The sequence below is a fragment of the Haloferax prahovense genome (assembly GCF_000723845.1).
Lineage (GTDB): Archaea > Halobacteriota > Halobacteria > Halobacteriales > Haloferacaceae > Haloferax > Haloferax prahovense.
Window position 1 is genome coordinate 704,245 of the sequence record NZ_LK053000.1, and the last position, 19,284, is coordinate 723,528.

Annotated in this window: 18 protein-coding genes; 5 read left to right on the top strand and 13 right to left on the bottom strand. The window is 66.7% G+C overall.

Annotated elements, in window-relative coordinates; genetic code table 11:
* Positions 1-50: 50 nt before the first annotated feature.
* The gene (locus BN984_RS03310) at positions 51-1,655 is read right to left on the bottom strand and encodes a hypothetical protein (protein WP_049967660.1); all 1,605 of its coding nucleotides are present in this window, start codon (positions 1,653-1,655) and stop codon (positions 51-53) included.
* Positions 1,656-1,658: 3 nt separating this feature from the next.
* Positions 1,659-2,423, bottom strand: coding sequence for an ABC transporter ATP-binding protein (locus BN984_RS03315; protein ID WP_049967662.1), 765 nt, complete (start codon positions 2,421-2,423; stop codon positions 1,659-1,661).
* A 98-nt stretch (positions 2,424-2,521) separates the two neighbouring features.
* Here BN984_RS03315 and BN984_RS03320 point away from each other — a divergent pair, with 98 nt between their 5' ends.
* The 3 genes from BN984_RS03320 to BN984_RS03330 are packed head-to-tail and all read left to right on the top strand — an operon-like array spanning position 2,522 to position 4,698.
* Positions 2,522-3,238 carry a hypothetical protein gene (locus BN984_RS03320; RefSeq protein WP_147302750.1) on the top strand — a complete coding sequence of 239 codons (717 nt, stop codon included), beginning with the start codon at positions 2,522-2,524 and terminating at the stop codon, positions 3,236-3,238.
* 51 nt (positions 3,239-3,289) lie between these two features.
* On the top strand, positions 3,290-3,874 hold the full coding sequence (locus tag BN984_RS03325; protein ID WP_049967663.1) for a hypothetical protein: 585 nt from the start codon (positions 3,290-3,292) through the stop codon (positions 3,872-3,874).
* A gap of 44 nt (positions 3,875-3,918) precedes the next feature.
* Positions 3,919-4,698 (top strand): hypothetical protein, encoded by a 780-nt coding sequence (locus BN984_RS03330; RefSeq protein ID WP_147298779.1) that lies wholly within the window; start codon positions 3,919-3,921, stop codon positions 4,696-4,698.
* A gap of 129 nt (positions 4,699-4,827) precedes the next feature.
* Here BN984_RS03330 and BN984_RS03335 read toward each other — a convergent pair whose 3' ends face one another.
* The gene (locus BN984_RS03335) at positions 4,828-5,169 is read right to left on the bottom strand and encodes a hypothetical protein (protein WP_049967664.1); all 342 of its coding nucleotides are present in this window, start codon (positions 5,167-5,169) and stop codon (positions 4,828-4,830) included.
* A 394-nt stretch (positions 5,170-5,563) separates the two neighbouring features.
* On the opposite strand from BN984_RS03335, the gene BN984_RS19630 reads away from it, so the two are divergent.
* Positions 5,564-5,740 (top strand): DUF7838 family putative zinc beta-ribbon protein, encoded by a 177-nt coding sequence (locus BN984_RS19630; protein ID WP_004969725.1) that lies wholly within the window; start codon positions 5,564-5,566, stop codon positions 5,738-5,740.
* Between the two features lie 23 nt (positions 5,741-5,763).
* Here BN984_RS19630 and gcvPB read toward each other — a convergent pair whose 3' ends face one another.
* The 7 genes from gcvPB to BN984_RS03370 all read right to left on the bottom strand — a co-directional run bounded on the left by gcvPB (position 5,764) and on the right by BN984_RS03370 (position 15,095).
* Entirely contained in the window at positions 5,764-7,185 is a 1,422-nt protein-coding gene (gene gcvPB, locus BN984_RS03340; protein WP_008095567.1) for an aminomethyl-transferring glycine dehydrogenase subunit GcvPB, read from the bottom strand.
* Positions 7,185-8,528 carry an aminomethyl-transferring glycine dehydrogenase subunit GcvPA gene (gene gcvPA / locus BN984_RS03345; RefSeq protein ID WP_049913598.1) on the bottom strand — a complete coding sequence of 448 codons (1,344 nt, stop codon included), beginning with the start codon at positions 8,526-8,528 and terminating at the stop codon, positions 7,185-7,187. Before gcvPA ends, gcvPB begins: the two co-directional genes overlap by 1 nt.
* 1 nt (position 8,529) lies before the next feature.
* Positions 8,530-8,910 carry a glycine cleavage system protein GcvH gene (gene gcvH / locus BN984_RS03350; RefSeq protein WP_008095565.1) on the bottom strand — a complete coding sequence of 127 codons (381 nt, stop codon included), beginning with the start codon at positions 8,908-8,910 and terminating at the stop codon, positions 8,530-8,532.
* A 2-nt stretch (positions 8,911-8,912) separates the two neighbouring features.
* Complete coding sequence (gene gcvT, locus BN984_RS03355) at positions 8,913-10,004, bottom strand: glycine cleavage system aminomethyltransferase GcvT (RefSeq protein WP_008095564.1); 1,092 nt, start codon at positions 10,002-10,004, stop codon at positions 8,913-8,915.
* Positions 10,005-10,320: 316 nt separating this feature from the next.
* Positions 10,321-12,756: a DUF2309 domain-containing protein gene (locus BN984_RS03360; RefSeq protein WP_049967665.1), complete on the bottom strand. Its 2,436-nt coding sequence runs from the start codon at positions 12,754-12,756 to the stop codon at positions 10,321-10,323.
* Entirely contained in the window at positions 12,746-14,230 is a 1,485-nt protein-coding gene (locus BN984_RS03365; RefSeq protein ID WP_049967666.1) for a proton-conducting transporter transmembrane domain-containing protein, read from the bottom strand. The genes BN984_RS03360 and BN984_RS03365 overlap by 11 nt, the downstream gene beginning before the upstream one ends.
* Positions 14,231-14,609: 379 nt before the next feature.
* Positions 14,610-15,095, bottom strand: coding sequence for an Lrp/AsnC family transcriptional regulator (locus BN984_RS03370; RefSeq protein WP_008095561.1), 486 nt, complete (start codon positions 15,093-15,095; stop codon positions 14,610-14,612).
* A gap of 427 nt (positions 15,096-15,522) precedes the next feature.
* On the opposite strand from BN984_RS03370, the gene tuf reads away from it, so the two are divergent.
* On the top strand, positions 15,523-16,785 hold the full coding sequence (gene tuf, locus BN984_RS03375) for a translation elongation factor EF-1 subunit alpha (RefSeq protein ID WP_004975270.1): 1,263 nt from the start codon (positions 15,523-15,525) through the stop codon (positions 16,783-16,785).
* Positions 16,786-16,903: 118 nt separating this feature from the next.
* Here the strand turns inward: tuf and BN984_RS03380 are convergent, their stop codons facing one another.
* From BN984_RS03380 to BN984_RS19910, 3 genes are all read right to left on the bottom strand, one after another.
* Positions 16,904-17,155 carry a hypothetical protein gene (locus tag BN984_RS03380; RefSeq protein ID WP_008095559.1) on the bottom strand — a complete coding sequence of 84 codons (252 nt, stop codon included), beginning with the start codon at positions 17,153-17,155 and terminating at the stop codon, positions 16,904-16,906.
* A 338-nt stretch (positions 17,156-17,493) separates the two neighbouring features.
* Positions 17,494-18,786 (bottom strand): ATP-grasp domain-containing protein, encoded by a 1,293-nt coding sequence (locus BN984_RS03385; RefSeq protein WP_049967667.1) that lies wholly within the window; start codon positions 18,784-18,786, stop codon positions 17,494-17,496.
* A 150-nt stretch (positions 18,787-18,936) separates the two neighbouring features.
* On the bottom strand, positions 18,937-19,284 hold a 348-nt coding region (locus BN984_RS19910), incomplete at its 5' end, for a pre-peptidase C-terminal domain-containing protein (protein ID WP_342339073.1).

Sequence of the window (19,284 nt, forward strand, 5' to 3'; positions counted from 1 at the left end):
GTCGCTCGCGTTTTTCGCCCCGTCCGTCAGCTCGGCGGTTTCGAGGCTGCTCATGGTTCGTACCGGTCGAGTCGCCCGACCGCGTCCCGGAACGCGTACCAGCCCACGCCGAGTCCGAGAAGCGCCGTCGCGGCGACGGCGACCGTCATGGCCGTCGAGAGAGACATCGAACCGGTCTCGATGGCGGCGGTCGCGGCGATAGCCGGCATCCCGATGAGCGCGACGACCACGGAGAACGCCGAGAGCGCGCCGAGCGGGGGGAGCCCGACGCCTCGCGAGCCGGTCGCCGCGTCCGTCGGCGAAAGCCGAAGACCGGCCGCGAGCGACACGACGGGCGCTGTCGCACCCAGTATCGAGCCGACGAGCGCCGCGCCGACGCAGGCCGCCGGGGCAGCGCCAATCGAGAGCGCGGTTCCGAGTCCGGCCGCCGCCGACAGCGCGGTCCCCGGAATGGCCGCCGACAGCGCGTAGCCCGTCACGACTCGTTCGCGCCCGTGGGGTGCCGTGAGCGTAAGCGGGAGCGCGGCGCCTTCGGTTCCGAGCGGGTCGAGCGTCACTCCCGCGCCCGTCGCGACCGCGACGTAGGTCGCGACGACGGCCGGAAGTGCGGTCGGGAGCGTCTCGACGACCACGAGTCCCACCCCCGCGGTGGCTCCGACGACGATTCCGCTGAACAGTAGTGCGCGCGGTTCGCGCCACAGGCGGAGCCACACGACGCGGGCGACGGCGGCCGTCGGCCGCGAGGCGACACGGGCGACGAGCCGGCCGCCGGCGACCCGAAGCCGGGTTACGATTGCCGGGTCTCCCCGCGTTTCCCCTGCCTTTCCAGCGTCCGCCCGTTGGTAGTCAGTTATCCGGCGGGCCGTGGCGACACCGAGCCACCACGCGACCGGCGTTCCGAGGAGGGCGGCGACGGCGCGCCCGTCCGAGGCACCGACGCCCGCGCCGACAAGCGCGAGGTCGGCGTACCAACCGACCGGGAGTCCGCTCAGGAGCGCGAAGGACGACCGAGTTCGAACGAACGCGAAGCCCACGACCGAGACCAAGAGCGCGCCGAAAAGGAGCCGGTGCCGTCGCACTCGCGGATAGTGACGGAACGCCAATCTGACACCCAGCGCGACCGGGAATGTCACCGCAACGGCCGTCGCGACCAGCGCCGTGACGGCGACGAGCGCGGTCACAGCCGTCCTCGGTGACGCCGCTCCGGCGGCGAACGCGACGCCACCGGCGACGCCCACGACGCCGACGAGCCGGCCGGCGAACGCGAGCTGGTCGAGAAGCTCCGCGGTGAAAAACGCCGTCGGGGAGAGCGCGAGGCGCCGGTGGTCAGTCCGTTCGTCGTCCTCTCGTTGGGCCGTTCTCACGAGCACACCGTAGCAGGTCGCGACTGCCAACAGTCCCGACAGCCCGCGCGCGGTGCCGAGCGCGCCGGCCCCTCTCCCATCCGCAACGGCGACGCCGGCGGCGTACGCACCCGGGTCGCTCCAGACCGCCTCGTAGCCGGAGACCGGGAGTCGACCGACGACCGCGAGGAGTGCGAACGAGACGGCGGCGAGATAGAGCACAGACACCATCGGGCGGTCGCGCGCTCGCCGGACCCCGCGGAGGGCGCGGACGCGAACGACGTGTCCGACCTGCCGAACCATCGTCTCCATCGGTCACTCGCTCCGGCCCTCGGTCATCTCTAGGAAGGCGGCTTCGAGCCCTTCCGACTCCCCGTCGCGCTGCGCTTTGCGTTTCACCGCGTCCAGCGGCCCCTCGGTGACGAGCCGTCCGTCCTGAATGACGCCGACGCGGTCCGCGAGCGCCTCGACGACGGTGAGCAGGTGCGAGGAGAGGAACACGGTGGTCTCGTCGTCGGCCAGGTCTTCGATGACGCGGCGCATCGTCCGCGCCGACCGCGGGTCCAGTCCGGACGTGGGCTCGTCGAGAAACACAACGTCGGGGTCGTGCAAGAGTATCTGAATGAGTCCGACGCGCTTTCGCATCCCGCGGGAGTACGCTCCGAGGTGGCGGTCGGCGTCGTCGGACAGGTCGAACCGGTCGAGAAGCGCCGAAACCCGTTCGCGAATCGTCTCGGCGGGCAGGTCACGGATGCCGCCCGCGTACCGCAACTGCTCGCGCGCGGTGAGTTCGTCGTACAGCGGCGGAACGTCCGGCAGAAATCCGATTCGACTCGTCACCGACGCCCTGTCTTCGATGGACGCCCCGGCGACGCGCGCGCGGCCGCTCGTCGGCGCCGTCAGTGTCGTGAGCATGCGCATCGTCGTCGTCTTCCCCGCACCGTTCGGACCGAGGAATCCGTAGACGCTCCCCGACTCCACTCGGAGAGAGAGCCCTGTGACTGCGACGGTGTCGCCGTACTCCTTCCGGAGCGACTCGGTCTCGATTGCTAGCGGCACGTTTCGTTCGTCGTGTATCACGATAATTAAACTGCCTCCTCAAACGGGGCTGCACTCCAGTCACTCGGATTTGCCCCGGGAGTATCTTTATTATCATCTAACATTATTATACTGATGACATGTCCGGCAGTGTCATAAATCAACGTGAAAGCGTTGAGAATAGTAGTGCCAGCATCGAGACCAATTCCCCCGAAGTTACCGTTCTCTCACGGTCAGAACTCGACGTGGTGCCGCCGCAACTAAGCGGGAGCATCACGCTGATCTGTTCCCGGGAGGCTGACGATCCGCTCGCCGGCCTCGACGACGCAGACGGGGCGTTCGACGCGAACGAGCGCGACCACATCGCCGAGCAGATCGCCGACGAGTCGGTCGCTCCCCGCCCGGCTTCGGAAGTGAGCGGTGACGTTTCGAGCTTCGACCTCGGCTACGGTGACCGGGAAATCGTCGCCGACCGGGCGATTCCATCCGAGGCCTCAATTGCCGTCACCTCCGTCCCGTTCAATGGCGGTCGCATCGACTCGTCGTCGTTCTGGGTCCGCGAGGCTGCAGGTGCCGACGAACTGACGTTCCACATCATCGTCGCGCCGCCGGGTCTCAACTCGGCGGAACGCGATGCGCTCGACCGGCTTCCAGCGGGCGAAGACGTCCCCGACTTCGACCCAGAGTCCGACCTGTCCACCGCCGCGGCGGCCGTCGTCGCCGTCACCATCGCAGCGGTTGCCGTCTCGAGCAGCGGACGAGCTAACCATGCGTTTGAGGCTCCCTCGGGTGCCAGTTCCGACGCCGACTCGGGCCAGTCGGTGAGTGAGCTGATCGAGGCGCGGGTTGGCGCCTAAACGACGCCATCTGGCTCCAATCATGCAGCAAACCTCCCGAATTGGTCCGCGATGACGCCGCTTCAGTCGGTCGTTCTCGCGTTTCTGGGTGCGTGGATCGGAGCCACGGTAGGAAACTCAACCCGGATTGGCGCAAGCGCGCTCTCCCAACGGCTCGGTCCGTTGTACGCGATAGTTCCGAAGTGGAACTTCTTTTCGCCACATCCGGGGCAACACGACTACGTCTTATTATACCGCGACCGTCGAACCGACGGGTCGCTGAGCGCTTGGCGGAGCGTCGACAAACTCAGTCAGTCGGCCCCTCCGGCTATCGTCCGGTGGGTCTGGAACCCATCGATGTACCGGAGCAAGGCACTTTTCGACCTCACACAGGGTCTCACGTCAGCCTTTGATGACGACGAACAGCGCGCAGATTCCGAAACGGAGGTAACAGCGGCAACCCCCCCGGAACCGAGACGAGTCGATCTCGGTCAGGTGAAGTTCTCGACGATGTACCTCACGCTCTTGCAGCTCGTGACGGCACAGGAACACTCACCGCTCGGAGAGTCCACGCAGTTCGCTGTTATGCAGTACTCGCGCGCGAGCGACGGGCACGAACTGGTATTCGTCTCGGAATTTCACTCACTCGATGACTGATTAACATGATTCCAACGCTCACACTCATCGGAGCCACGCGCGTGATGGCACTCCTTATCGGCGTTCACACGGTCCTGAAGTCGGCAGAGCAGTTAGCTACCCGCGGCAGATTCGAGCCCGACGGCGTACTGAATTGGGACGTCTCCCGCTTGTTCGCGGAGTCCGGACCGGCCTCGAAGGTGGTCGTTCCGCTGATAACGTATCCCCGATTCCGGTGGGTACTCGGCTGCCGACTCCTGGCTGGCGCTGCGGTCGGCGTGACGGCGGCGTTCGGGATGCCATCCCCGCTCGGACTTCTCGTCGTTCTTTTCACCGACGTCTGCATCGTCTTCCGGTGTCAGGGCGGCCTGAGCGGTGATTTCCAGATGGCGACGATCGTTACCTTCGGGGTATTGCTCGTCACGCTCGCCCCCCAGGGGAGCGTTCTTTCCCGTGCTGCCATGGCGTTCGTCGCCGCCCAGGCGGTCCTCTCATACGCGATTGCGGGGCTCAGTAAGGCGATGTCGGACGAGTGGCGGGACGGGACAGCGGTGCTCGGTGTCTTCGCGACGAACAACTGGGGGAACGGCCGCGTGTTTCGGTTTCTCGACCGCTATCCCCGGCTCACCCAGGTCGGCTCGTGGGGCGTCATCGCCTTCGAGTGTGCTTTCCCGCTAGTACTCCTTCGACCGATTGAACTGTCGGTCGGACTGCTCTCACTCGGCGTCCTGTTCCACGTTTTCAACGCTGCGTTCATGGGCTTGAACGGGTTCCTACTCGCGTTTCCCGCGACGTACCCGGCTGTTCTCTACGTGCATCAATGGTTCGGCGGACTGGTTCCCTAGTGACGATGGTCCCGCTGGCCGCCGGTCGGCGTGCCGTTCAGGGGACTCGGGCACCCGAACCCTCGTCTCTCGGCGACCACGAAATCACGCTTCGACGCCCGCCCGAGCCGTTTGCTGGCTTGCCCGCGCTCAGTCCGACTGGCTCCCCTGGACGTTCCCGGTCGGGTCCCACAGGAGGTCGACCACTCCCCCAACGCCGAGAAGAACCAACAGCACCGGGAGGTCCGTCGGCGCGCCGACCGCGTAGGCGGCGACGCCGATGACGCCGAGCGGGACCGCGGCGAGGCGCTCGACGTTCGGTACCCGGTGGAACAACAACCCCGTCACCGCGTACCCCGTCAGCGAGGCGAGGAGCAGCGCTTGCACGGGGTCGTGACCGCCGACGGTGGCCCGAACGGTCAGGCCGCCTAAGACGACGGTGAGGAGGGAAAACAGCAGTACGCGGGGTCGCTCGATAGCGGTGATGGACACGCCGGTCGCTTGTGTCTGGAAGGAGATAACACTACTTCACAGACAGGTGTGCGCAAGGCCGACACGGTCCCCGTCGCACTCGCTCGTCGGCCGCCTATATCGAGACGGTGAGTGTCTCGTCGACGCCGGCGAGTCCCGAGACGGTGAGTATCGCCTCCCGTCGGCCGGTCGCTTCGACCTCGATGCAGACGCCGAGAGGTCTTCATCCCGGCGACGACGCTCTGGACGCTCGCGCCGATGTCGCTCTCGTGTCGAGCGCGCAGACGCCGATGCCCTCGCCATTGCGGGCATTCGGCCGCCGAGACGAATTTCATATCGTCGTAATTGGTTTATCACGGCCCGATCCCGCCCGCGAACCAATATCTTCAACAACGACTACCACGGATTCGACCCCATGAGCGACCTCGAAATCCAGCGCGAATGCCCGGCTTGCGGCAACGACACGTTCTACCTCGCCGCCAGCATGGAGATTCACCTCGGCACGAAGACGAAGTGGCACTGCACGGAGTGCGACTACGGCTACATCCACATCACGGACGACATCGAGACGTACGCGAAAGCGGAAGCGTAAGCCGCGAAAAAGAGGTTTTCTCGTTATTCGCCGTCGCCGAGCGCCTGCCACGAGAGCCGCGGGTTCCGCGCGGCGGACACCTGGTCGATGCGGCGGGCGCTGGTCTTCGTGGGCGCGGTTTCGAGCGCCTCGTCGGAGTCGGCGTACGCCGCGTTGAAGGCGTGTGCGAGGTCGTCGAGCGACGCCTTGTCCTCGACTTCCGTCGGCTCCGTGAGCATCGCCTGCGAGACGAGTTCGGGCCACTTCGTCGTCGGCGGGTGGACGCCGTAGTCGAGCATGCGCTTCGCCACGTCGGCGGCGTCGCGGTCGCCCGAGGTCGCCGCGAACTCGTGGTGGAACGGCCCGTACGGGACTTCGAGGTCTATCTGCGAGGCGAGGTAGTTGGCGTTGAGGACGGCCTTGGCGCTGGCGTCCGCGAGACCGGCGTCGCCGAGGCGGGCGATGTAGGCGTACGCCTTCACGAGGACGAGCCAGTTACCGGCGAAGCCGTGGACCTTGCCGATAGAGGACTCGGGTTCGTACTGCTCGTAGCCGGCGGCCGTCTCGCGGACCATCGGACTCGGGAGGAACTCCGCAAGCTCTTCGACCACGCCGACCGGACCCGCACCGGGGCCGCCGCCGCCGTGGGGCGTGGCGAACGTCTTGTGGACGTTGTAGTGCATGATGTCGAAGCCCATGTCGCCGGGGCGGGCGCGGCCGAGCAGCGCGTTGAGGTTCGCGCCGTCGTAGTACAGCAGGCCGCCCGCGTCGTGGACCATCTCGGCGATGTCGACGATGTCGCGCTCGAACAGCCCGAGCGTGTTGGGGTTCGTGAGCATGAGCGCGGCCGTCTCCTCGGAGATGGCGGCGTCGAGCGCCTCCATGTCGACGCGGCCGTCGTCGTCGGACGGGAGTTCGACCACGTCGTAGCCGGCCATCGCGGCCGACGCGAAGTTCGTCCCGTGGGCCGACGAGGGAATGATAATCTCCGAGCGGTCGTCGTCGCGCGACTCGTGGTAGGCCTTGGCGACGAGGATACCCGTGAACTCGCCCGCGGCACCCGCCGGGGGCTGGAGCGTCACGGCGTCCATCCCGCCGATGTCGGCGAGGTACTCCTGCAGGCCGTGCAGGAGGCCGAGCGTCCCCTGAATCGTCCGGTCGGAGCGGTCGGGGTGGACCCCGGCGTTGGGGTCCGCGGCCACGTCCTCCGTGAACGAGGGGTTGTACTTCATCGTACACGACCCCAGCGGGTACGGCCCGAGTTCGACGCTGTAGTTCATCTGCGACAGGCGCGTGTAGTGGCGCGCCAGTTGCGGCTCAGACAGCGCCGGCAGCGTCAGTTCGTCGCGGGTCAGGTCGTCGGGGAGGACGCCGTCGGAATCGACCTCGACGGTGGTACTGTCTTTCTCGGACAGGAGCGGTTCGTACTCGTCGTCGCGGCTGAATCGGGCTTGGTCGAAGTTCATCAGATGACCTCCTCGAAGGCCGCGACCAGTCCGTCCGCGGCGTCGGCGTTCGCGTCGGTGATACAGACCTGCAGATGGTGGTCGTCGAGGGCGTGGACCGCGAAGCCGCGGCCGGCGAGGTCGTTCGTGATGGCTGGCGCGGGCTGGTCCGTCCGGACGACGAACTCGCGGAAGTGGTGGCGGTCGTACAGCGGTGCTTTGACGCCCGAAAGCTCGTCCAGTCGGGCGGCGAGGTCGCGCGCGTCGGTGACGGCCTGCGTCGCCAAGTCGACGAGGCGGTCGGGGCCGAGCCACGCCATGTGCATGGCGGTTCGGAGCGCGACCCACGCCTGGTTCGTACAGATGTTCGAGGTCGCGCGCTCCTTTCGGATGTGCTGTTCGCGGGTCTGGAGCGTCAGCGTGAACGCCCGCATGTCGGCGCTGTCCTCGGAGACGCCGACGAGGCGGCCGGGGACCTGCCTGAGGTACTCCTCGCGGGTGGCGAAGATGCCGAGACCCATCCCGTAGGCCGTTCCGAGGCCGAGCGCGCCGGCCTCGCCGACGACCACGTCGGCACCGACGCTCGCGGGTTCTTCGAGCAGGGCGAGCGCCACGAGGTCGCTTCCGAGACAGAACAGCGCGTCGTTGTCGTGGGCGAGGTCGCTGATATCGGCGAGTCGCTCCTCGATGACGCCGCGGACCGTCGGGGTCTCGGCGTAGACCATCACGGTCTCGTCGTCGACGAGGTCCGCGAGGGTCTCGACGTCGACCGCGCCGTCGTCCATCGGGTACTCGCCGATTTCCATCTCCGCGCCGTCGAGGTAGTTCTCCAGGACGCCGAGACGACCCTCGTGGAGGTGTTCGGGGACGAGCACGCGGTGGCCGCTCGCGCCGCGGCGAAGGCGGTTCGCGAGAAGCGCGGCCTCGGCGAGCGCCGTCGCGGCGTCGTACATCGAGCAGTTGGCGACCGGAAGCCCGGTCAGTTCGACCAGCATCGACTGGTACTCGAACAGCACCTGCAGGAAGCCCTGTGCGATTTCGGGCTGGTACTGCGTGTACGAGGTGAGGAACTCCGAGCGCCGCGAGAGGTCGTCGACCAGCGCCGGCACGTAGTGGGCGTGGTGGCCGCGACCGAGGAACTCCGTCAGCTCCTCGTTGCGTGAAAACAGGTCGGCCATGGCGTTTCTGAGCTCCTGTTCGTCGGCGCTGTCGACGCCGAACTCGCCGTCGAAGCGGACCTCACCGGGGATGTCGAAGAGGTCTTCCGCGCTGTCGACGCCGACGGCGTCCAGCATCGCTTCCTCGTCGGCGTCGGTGTGTGGGGCGTACGGGCTTCCGACCCGCCGTCCGTTTCCAGCCGTCATCTCACTCCGTCTGCTCGCGGTACTCCTCGGGAGAGAGGAGGTCGTCGAACTCGCTCGTGTCGGCCGGTTCGACTTCGAGCATCCAGCCGTCGCCGTAGGGGTCGTCGTTGAGGAGTTCCGGGGCGTCGAACAGTTCCTCGTTGACGGCCGTGACCGTGCCCGAGATGGGGGCGTAGAGGTCCGAGACGGCCTTGATGCTCTCGACCACGCCGAACTCCTCGCCGGCGGCGAGTTCGTCGCCCTCAGCGGGGAGTTCGACGAAGACGACGTCGCCCAGTTCGTCCTGCGCGAAGTCGGAGATGCCGATTTTGACGGCGTCGCCCTCGGTGGTGGTCCATTCGTGCGATTCCAGGTACTTCCGGTCGTCAGGGATTTCGAACATTGTCAGTTGATGAAGGGAGGTGTCACGATTACTGCGCGCTTCTCGCGGCCGCGGACGAGCACCGAAATCTCGGTCTCGTCGTCGGCGTACTCGACGGGGACGTAGCCGAGGCCGATAGGCTCCGACAGCGTCGGGCTCATCGTCCCGCTCGTCACGACGCCGATGACTTCGCCGTCCGCGTCGGCGATGTCGTAGCCGTGTCGGGGAACGCCGCGGTCGAGGAGGGCGAAGCCGACGAAGGTCTCGTCGACGCCGGCCTCGGACTGCTGTTCGAGGGCGTCGCGGCCCACGAACTCGGTATCGAGCTTGACGACGAAGCCGATGCCGGCCTCGTAGGGGGTCCGGGGCTCAGTCTCGGGGTCGAAGTCCTGTCCCGAGAGCAGGTAGCCCATCTCCAGTCGGAGCGTGTCGCGGGAGCCGAGCCCGCAGGGGGTCGCGTCGAGCGCCGACCAGACGGTCTCGGCGTCGTCCCACGGACAGAGGACCTCGAAGCCGTCTTCGCCGGTGTAGCCCGTCCGGGCCACCCAGCACTCGACGCCCGCCACGTCGGCGAACGTCGCTTGGAACTTCGAGAGGTCGTCGAGGGCGGCGTCGGGGGTGGCGTCCGTGACCGAATCGAGGGCGTCGGGGCCCTGTACCGCGAACATCGCCCAGTCCTCGGTCACGTCCTCGACGGTGGCGTCGAGGTCCCAGTCGTCGCGGAACGAGGTCCAGCGGTCGTACATCTCCTCGTCGTGGCCGGCGTTCGGGATGAAGAGGTAGACCCGCTCGTCGCGGTCGGGGAGTCGGTAGACGACGGTGTCGTCGATGATGACGCCCTCGTCGTTCACGATGGCCGAGTACTGCGAATCACCCGGTTCGAGGGCCGTCACGTCGTTCGTCGTCAGGCGCTGCATCAGCGCGGTCGCGTCCGGGCCGGACACCTCGAGTTCGCTCATGTGCGAAACGTCGAAGATGCCGACCGATTCTCGGACGGCCACGTGTTCGGCCTTGATGGAGTCGTACTCCACAGGCATGTCCCATCCGCCGAACTCGGTAAACGTCGCCCCGGCGTCCGCGTGGACGTCGTACAACGGCGGCTTGCGAAGGCCCATACAGGCCCCTGCGAACTGCGATAAGTAATGCTTTGGTATCTGTTCGCTCGGTCTGTTCATTATCTTGCATGAATCGGGGTCGAGTTACGGGGGTAAACACCACGAACCCGCAACCAGGTGGCGAAATCTGCCGTCCGGGAGCGGTTGCGGTCTGGACGGCGCTCGGAGTGATAAACCGACTACTGCGATACAGAACTCCGAAACGGAGTTGCGACGCGCCGCGAGATCGCTATCCGTGTCGTACTGGGTGGTGACAGAGAGTCAGAAAAGCGGAGACCGTCGGGGTCGCTGCCGCCTGTTCGGGGCGAGGCCGGTCTCAGTCGTCCGCGACGGCGGGCGCGTTCGGCGACTCTGGACGCGCTTCGACCTCGGCGGCGATCTGTTCGGACGCCGGCGTCCACGTCAGTTCCTCCTCGTAGTGGAAGGCGCGGTGGTCCTGCGTCGGGTCGACGACCGTCAGCGAGAGCCAGTCGTTGTCGAGCAGTTCGGTCAGTTCCTCGTGGTCGGCCAGCACGTCGGAGACGCGGTCGACCGGCGCGTGGATAATCGTCGAGAGGCGGAGCGGCTGGTGGTACGGCCTGTCGTCGGCGGCCATCAGCGACTGGAGCGGGAGCCCCGTCATCAGGTCGCCGCCGTTGCCCTGGTAGACGCCGACGTTGCCGACGGGGTTCTGGGTCACCTTCGACCCGCTGCCGTAGACGGCGTTGTCGACCGTCGAGAAGTAGTACTGGGCGTTAATCCACTGCGTGACGACCATCGGTCCCGTCAGAATCGCTTCGAGCGCGTCGCCGTCGGAGTCCGTCGAGTGGTCGTACGAGTGGAGGAACGCGCGGCCGTCGAGGTCGAGGTCGCTCGTCAGTTCGCGGGGGCCGATGACGAAACCGGCGTTGCCGGCCAGTCCCCACTCGGGGCGCGTCTCGGCCCAGTCGGCGGCGCGGCGCTCGGTCTCCCTGACACCCGCGGAGCCGTCGGCACCCATCGACTCGGCGCGCTCGGCGGTCGCGTTCTCCCGGGCGACCGCGAGGTCCGCGCGCAACTGGTCGAGGTCGTCGGCGTGGCTCTCGGGCACGTCGCCGTCGAACAGGTCGATTTCGTCGGTCGTCGTGTTGTGCTCGCCGGCGACGAACACCGTGTCCTCGGGGATGTCGAACCCGCGGTCGCGGAGTTCAGCCTTGACGGTCTCGTCGTTGCAGATTGCCGCGAGGACGCGGGCGTTCGGGCCGCCGGGGTTGCCGGCGCAGGCACCGCAGTCCAGACTCGAATCGAACGGGTTGTTCGCCGTCTCGCTGGCGTGGCCGGTGAACACGACGAGACGGCCGAACTCCTCCCAGCCCATCAGTCCGAAGGCGTTCGCGGCGTACTCGACTTTCTCCTCGTCGGTCAGCCCCACCGGGAGGTCGCCGACGTAGGAGTGCTGCCGGTGGACGGCCTGGTCGCAGAACTCGTGGTTGTCGGGAACCGCGTCGTCGGCGGTTCCCAGCAGGTCGGAGACGCGACCGGGGACGAACGTGCGAGCCGCGAGGGCCAGTCCGTACCCGCTTCCGGCGCTCTCGACGAATCCGAAGGCGGTGGCGGGGTTGGTCTTCAGCGACTCGATGACTTCGCCCGCGGTCTCACGGAGGTTCGACCAGCGGTCGTGACTCGCCTTCGTCTCCCTGTCGGTCGGGACCTCGGAGACGTGGTGCTGCGGGTCGAGAATCGGGGGACAGGCGTCGACCGCAACATCGACGTCGTAGCCCTGATACTCCATCGGGATGCCGAAGAAGCCGGCGTAGCCGTGGGTCTCGTAGTCGCCCGTGTCCTCGATGTGGCGGCGGATGACCTCGGAACGCGTGTCGATACAGAAGACCAACTGCGCGTCCGGGCGGCCGGCGGAGTCGCTGTCGTCGAGGGCCTCGCTCTCGGCGGCGACGCGGTCGACGACCTCGCCGCGGTAACTCGCCTCCCACGCGCTCAGGAACGCGTCGGCGAGTTCGTCGGCCGCGTCGGCCTTGGGGGTCTCGGGACCGGTCGACGGCTCGACATCGACGCCGAACGCGTCGAGGAGCGCGAGACGTGCCGCGAGGTAGCCTTCGAGCGTGATTGGGTGCGTGGACTGCCACTCGCCGCCGTCGGCGGCGCGTTGCTTGATGAAGCCGGTCCAGCCGGGGAGCGCGGCGAGTTGCTCCTCGAATATCGGGACCCACTGGCCCTGGGGATACGACTCCAGCGCGGCTTCGACGGTTTCGACCGGCGACTCGGGGAGGTCGGCGACGATTCCGTCGTCTGGAATCTGACCGTCGTACGCGGCCATCGACCGGAAGGCGCTGTAGAACCCGTCTTCGCGGTTCGGCATCGGCCAGTGGGCCTGTCCCTCGTCGAGGAACGCCGACAGCCACTTCGTCAGCACGCGGTCGACCCGAGCGGTGTCGGTGTTGGCGTCAGTCTCGGCGTCCGAGGGCTCCGACTCGACGCCGGCGTCCATGCGCTCCAGCAGCGTTTCGGGGTCGTCCTCGTAGCCGCGGTCGGCCAGTTCCGAGGCGAGCACGTCGGGGTCGATTTGCCCGTCGTCGAGGGCCGCCCGGAACGTCTCCGGGGTCGGGTAGCCGCGACCGCCGACGAGGTCAGCGGCCTGGGTGACGGCCTCGTGGAACGGCATGTCTTCGAACCCCGAAAGCGGGTTGGCCGTCACGAACGAGTGAATCGGCCAGACCGAACCGACGGTCGTCGCCGCTTTGTCGATGCTGTCTTCGATGGTGTGTTCAGTACTCATTGTAGTCCTCCGTGGCGGTCAGCACGGTGCTGGAGGCGGGTTGGCTCGCGTTCAACAGCGCGACGTAGAGGCGGTGGCTGCGCTCGTGGACGCCGAGTTCTATCGCGGCGTAGACGACGAGGAAGACGCCGGCGACGAGCGCGTGGAGCGCGCTCAGTTCGGCCGGGGCCTCGACGACCGGCAGCCCGGACAGGAGGCTCGAAATCGCCTCGTAGGCGAGCGCGTAGACGGTGATTGCCGGCAAGAAGACGAGCGGGACCGCGCCGTAGCGGACTGTCGTCGGAAGCGAGGCGTGCGCGACGACGTTGCGGGCCGCGTGCAGCGTGGTGAGCACGACGAACGTCACGAGCAGGAGCCCGCTGTCGAGGTGCGTTCCCTTCCCGGTGAGCGCCGCGAACAGCGCGCCGCCGGCCAGCCCGGTCGCCAGGACGACGACCGCGCCCGCGACACCGGTCTCGTGGGCGTCGTGGTCGGTCGGGGCGGTGTGTTCGACCGCCGCGCCCGCGCTGAGGAAGTGGTACGCCTTGTAGAAGCCGTGCAGGATGAGGTGGGTGATGGCGGCTCCGAAGAAGCCGAGGCCGGCCTGCATAATCATGAAGCCCATCTGTCCGATGGTCGAACAGCCGAGTTCGCTCTTGACGTCCGACTGGACGTTCTTGAGCAGCTTTCCGAGGAGGGCGCTCGTCGCGCCGACGGCCACGATGCCGAGCATGAGCGTGGCGTCGAGAGTCACGACCGGGGCGAACCGAAGCAGCAGGATGCCGCCCGCGTTGACGAACCCGGCGTGCATCAGCGCGGAGGCGGGCGTCGGGGCGGTCATCGACGAGAGGAGCCAGCCGTGGAACGGGACGAGCGCGGACTGAATCATCGCCGCGAGGACGAGCGCGACGCAGGCCAGAAGCCACACCGGCCCGCCGAGCCCGTCGGCGCTCGCGGCGATGCCGGAGACCGTCGCCGCGCCGGTCGCCCACCACAGAGCCGCGAGCGCGACGCCGAGGAACGCGCTACTGGCGAGGAAGTACCTGCGAGCGACGCTCGCGGCGGCCCGCGCTTGACTCCAGCCGTCGACGATGCCGATGAGTTTCGCCATCGCCAGTCCCATCGCCAGCCAGAGCAGCCAAAACAGCGCGACGTGGTCGGCCGCGACGAGGCCCATCACGGCGACCGTGAAGCCGAACACGGTAGCGAAGAAGCTCGTCTCGTGGCGACTGCCGGCCATGTAGCGGCGCGAGTAGCTGTGGACGATGCCGCTGAAGAACGTCACGACCACCCATAGCAGCACGGTCAGGCCGTCGACGGCGACGACGCCGGGAACCTCCCACGCGCCGCCGAGTCGGACTCGGGCGAAGAGCACGGCGACGCTCGCGGCGAACAGCGCCCACACGAGCTTCGTTAGTGCGACGGGCGCGAACGGCGAGTCCGCCGCCGCGTCCGGGAGTGCTCCGACCGTCGGTTTCGAGGTGCGTCCTGACATCGTTCGATTCGTCGTTGACCAGAACGGTCACCGAAACGCGTTCGGCGTCCGATACTGGTCGTCCTTACACCCATCCGAGAACAGATTGTCTATTAAATCTACCTACATTCACAAATCGTTCGTAAATTAGCCATTATAGAACATTATGGTTTTGTGAGTGCGGTCCGGCTTGAACCGCCGGTTCTGGAAGGGGAAATCGGCTTAGAACGCTCGTTTCGAGCCTCATGCCCTGCTATCTGCCCGTTCGACGGCCGAATGTCGGCGACGGTTCACACGGGGGCGACTTTCCGCGACGATCCGCGATTGCAGTCGTTCGTCGGACTCGCTGACCGATTCGTGAACGCTCCGTTCGTCGCGAGGATATCGTGCGCGCGTCCGCTCAGGAATCGTTTTCGGCGTGTCTCTCGGCGTCGAACTTCCCGAACGGCGTCGTCTCGTGCGTGCGGACGAGCACCTCGTCGGCGACCGTGAGGCCCATATCGAGGAGTTCCTGCGCGATGGAGGTGATGTCGCTGTCCGTCTCGCCGACGGCGGTGACGAGGAGGTTCTGTTCGCCGGTGACCAGCTCTTGGACGGCCACGACGCCGTCCATCTCCAGAATCTCGGGGACGAGTTCGCCCCGCTTGGGAATCGAGGCCGTACAGTAGAGCAACATTCGGAGCGGGTAGCCCGACTTCCCATAGTCGACGCTCGCGCTGTAACCCTTGACGACGCCGTCGGATTCGAGTCGCTGGATGCGCTTGCGGACGGTGCTGTCCGAGGTTCCCGTTCGCTTCGCGATGTCGCCGGACGACATGTTCCGGGCATCCTCTTGGAGCGCGTACAGAATCGCCTTGTCTACGTCGTCGATATCCTCGCCAGCCATACCACTACATCGGAGAGGAGAGCACTTTATCCTTTGATATTGCTCGGACGGAGGCCCGCTCGGCATCCGAGGTCCGTCGTCTCCGGAGATAGATTTATTACCCATCCGATACAATTAGTTACTATGATTGTTGTAAAAGATAACACCGACGCGCCCGACGCTCACGAGCAGTCCGTTCGCCGCACGGCCACCTTCGCCGACATGGCCGCCGCGATGCGCGGGTTCTGAGCGGTTCGTCGGGGTTCGGTTCTCCTTTCAGTTCGCCCGACTGCGCCGCGACATGACTGATTTCCTGAGTTTTCGCGTTTCCTGATAGCCCGTTTCAACGACCCGTCTGAACCGGCGCGAGACGCGCTTCGCCCCGGGAAAACGGATTTACCTTTGGGTGTCATATTCTATCAAACTGGGCGACACCGCCCTGATACCCATGGCAGACAAACCACACCAAAACCTAGCCATCATCGGACACGTCGACCACGGGAAGTCCACGCTCGTCGGCCGGCTCCTGTTCGAGACAGGCAGCGTCCCGGAACACATCATCGAACAGCACCGCGAGGAGGCGGCGTCCAAGGGGAAGTCGGGCTTCGAGTTCGCCTACGTCATGGACAACCTCGCCGAGGAGCGCGAACGCGGCGTCACCATCGACATCGCCCACCAGCGCTTCGACACGGACAAGTACTACTTCACCATCGTGGACACGCCCGGCCACCGCGACTTCGTGAAGAACATGATTACGGGTGCGTCGCAGGCCGACCACGCGATTCTCGTCGTCGCCGCCGACGACGGCGTCGCACCGCAGACCCGCGAGCACGTCTTCCTCGCCCGAACGCTCGGTATCGAGGAACTCATCATCGCGGTCAACAAGATGGACGTCGTCGACTACAGCGAGGACTCCTACAAGCAGGTCAAAGAGGAGGTCCAACAGCTCCTGAACCAGGTACGGTTCAACTCCGACGACGCCGGCTTCATCCCCATCTCGGCGTTCGAGGGCGACAACATCTCCGAGCCATCGGAGAACATGCCGTGGTTCGACGGGCCGACCGTACTGGAGTCACTCAACAACCTCCCAGAGCCGTCACCGCCGACGGACGCGCCGCTCCGCGTCCCGATTCAGGACGTGTACACCATCTCCGGCATCGGGACGGTCCCGGTCGGCCGCGTCGAGACGGGGATTCTCAAGACCGGCGACAACGTCCGGTTCATGCCCTCTGACGCGGGTGGCGAGGTGAAAACCATCGAGATGCACCACGAGGAGGTCCCGGAGGCGGGCCCCGGCGACAACGTCGGCTTCAACGTCCGCGGCGTGGGCAAGGACGACATCCGCCGCGGCGACGTCTGCGGCCCGGCCGACGACCCGCCGTCGGTTGCCAAGACGTTCAAGGCGCAAATCGTCGTGATGCAACACCCGTCGGTCATCACCGCGGGCTACACGCCGGTCATCCACGCGCACACGGCGCAGGTCGCCTGCACGTTCGAGTCGCTCGACCAGAAGCTCGACCCCGCGTCGGGCGAGGTCGCAGAGGAAGAGCCGGACTTCATCAAGGCCGGCGACGCCGCCGTCGTCACGCTGCGTCCCCAGAAGCCGCTCAGCATCGAACCGTCGTCAGAAATCGCCGAACTCGGCAGCTTCGCCATCCGCGACATGGGACAGACCATCGCGGCCGGCAAAGTCCTCGAAGTCTACGAGTAGCGCCCGGTTTCGACCACCGTTTTTCGTCCCACCGCCGCGACAGCGGTTGGGCCGTCTGCACGGCGGTCGGTCGACCGATTGGTCACAAACCGCGTGTGAGCGTCCGCCGCCTGCGGCGTCACTCGTTAGCGCCGGGGTAGAGCGCCGACACCTGCCAGACGTTCGCGCGAACGCCGGCCCGCTCGATGTCCATCCGCACGCGGTCGCCGGCGTGGTGGTTCGCGAGGTAGGCGCGGAAGGTGCTGTTCTCGTAGGAGGTCACGTGGTACGTCGAGCCGTTGTCGCCGCGGAGGGTCGCCGCACCGTGGTCGTTTACCTCGTTTACGATTGTGAACGTATTCGAATTATTTCTGGACGCTGTCTCAGACATACCCAATTATATGTTAATTGGATACATAAAACCCGGCGGTGCGTTTAGTAAATCGTTATAAACCACATCGTGATTGTTCCCCACGGGAAACTGTCCGCTCGCCGTCAGTCGATTTTCGGAGAATGGCCCGCGTCCGGTGGTCGATTCGACGCGCCGTGCGCCGGCTGTTGGGTTGCGACCGGCGTGGGACGTGACGCGACACGGCCACGCTATCGAGCGCGGGTGGGTCGTCGAAACGAATCGTGTCGCGTAAGTACGGCTTCTCGAATCGGGGACGGGGCGCGGTCATCCTAGGGGTTGGAGCCAATTAACCGAATGGCTTGATATATCCGGTTTCATTAGTCACCCGCGTCGCCGCGGACGCCCCGGCGCACGTCGACGTAGTAGTCGCGGAGCAGGTCTCGGCCGATTCGAAGCGGCGTCTCCGGACCCACGTCCTCGTCGAGCACCGCGGTCACGGTCCGCCGTTCCCCCGCGAGTTCGACCACGATATCCACTCGCGGGGGCGCGCCGTCGTCAACCACGTCCGGCGGCTCGGTACCGAGGTCGGCCGCCAACCGGGGGTCGATTCGCGTCGTCGACGCGGCGGTGTCGATGCGCGCGAGCACCGCTTTCGACCCGCTGACGCCGGTGACGGTCACGCGCTCCGCGTGGCCGACGACGGGGACTCGCTCGTCGCGGATTCCCGAAGGGGCGTCTGCCGGTCGCGTCCCGTCGAGAGAGCGCCCGACCCGCTCGACGAGCGCCGGGTCGACGCGTCCGCCGGCGCGCTCGATTGCGAGGCGGGCGATGGCCGCCGCGGGCGACCGACCGGTGGCGCGGAAGAGCCCGCGGAACCCCGCCGTCGGGTTGACTTCGAGGACGACCCAGCCGTCGTCGCTCTCGATGAGGTCGACGCCGGCGTAGTCGAGACCGAGCGCCCTCGTCGCCCGGAGCGCCGTTTCCGCGGCCTCCGGCGAGAGTTCCTCCGTCGCGTCCTCGACGTCGCCGCCGAGCGCGACGTTCGTGCGCCAGTCACCCGCCGGGGCGTATCGGTACATCGCGCCGACGACCTCGTCGTCGACGATATAGATTCGGAGGTCGCGGTGGCGTTCACTCGCGTCGACGTACTCCTGAATGAACGCTCGCCGGCCGTCGACGGTCGCCGAGACGGCCCGGTCGTGGTCGACCAGCCACGTCCCTCCGCCGTTGGTCCCGATGGCCGTCTTGTAGACGACCGGCGTCCCGAACCCCTCTCGCGCGGCGTTCAGCCTGGCGTCCGCGGTGGCCATGTACGTGTGCGGCACCGGGACGCCCGCGGCGGCCAGTCTGCTCGAAGTCGCGTGTTTGTGGACCGCGAAGAGGACGTTCCGCGGGTCGTTGAGTACGGGCCGAACCGCGGCGTAGCAACTGGCGATAGAGAGGTCTTCGAGCGGGCTCGTCGACTTCGACAGCAGGAGCCGATTGACCACCACGTCGACGTCGGGGTCGAGCGCGACGCCCGACGGCGACACGTCGATACCGACCGCCTCCTCGTGGAGCCAGACAGCCTCGTGGCCGAGCGCCGTGACCGCGTTGCTGATGGCTTTCGTCTCCCTGCTGTCGTGGAACCCCAGAATCCCCACGGTGACCGTCGGTTTGTCCCCCTCCATGGGTGACACTACGCGTCGCGGTCGCATCAGCGCATCGCGAGGTTCCGCAGAATCGGAATGTGACGCCGCGCGACGCGTCGCGGGCGCGGCGGTCACCTGCTCATGAAGTCGGCTATCGGTTCGGTCCCGCCACCGAGTCGGCGGTCGCGGTTACTCCTTTTCGGTGACGGTCACGGTGTAGCTGCCGCCGCCGGAGTAGCTGTCGACCAGCACCGAGAGGTCGGCCGACGTGTCGGGGTCGTCGATGACTATCTGCTCTTCGCTGTCCGTGGTCCACGAGCGGTAGTCGTAGGACCCGGTCGTGGGGCACGTCCCCGAGCCCTCGTTGACGTAGAGGTCGAAGTCGGCGCTCGACGGCCCGCTGAGGTCGACGACGACCTGCGACGGCGAGCCGTACTCCCACGCGTAGCTCCAGCAGTCGGAGTCGGCCGACGACGACAGCGAGTCGTCGATGGTGGAGGTGGTCGAGTCGCCGCCGCCACCGCCACCGCCGCCGCC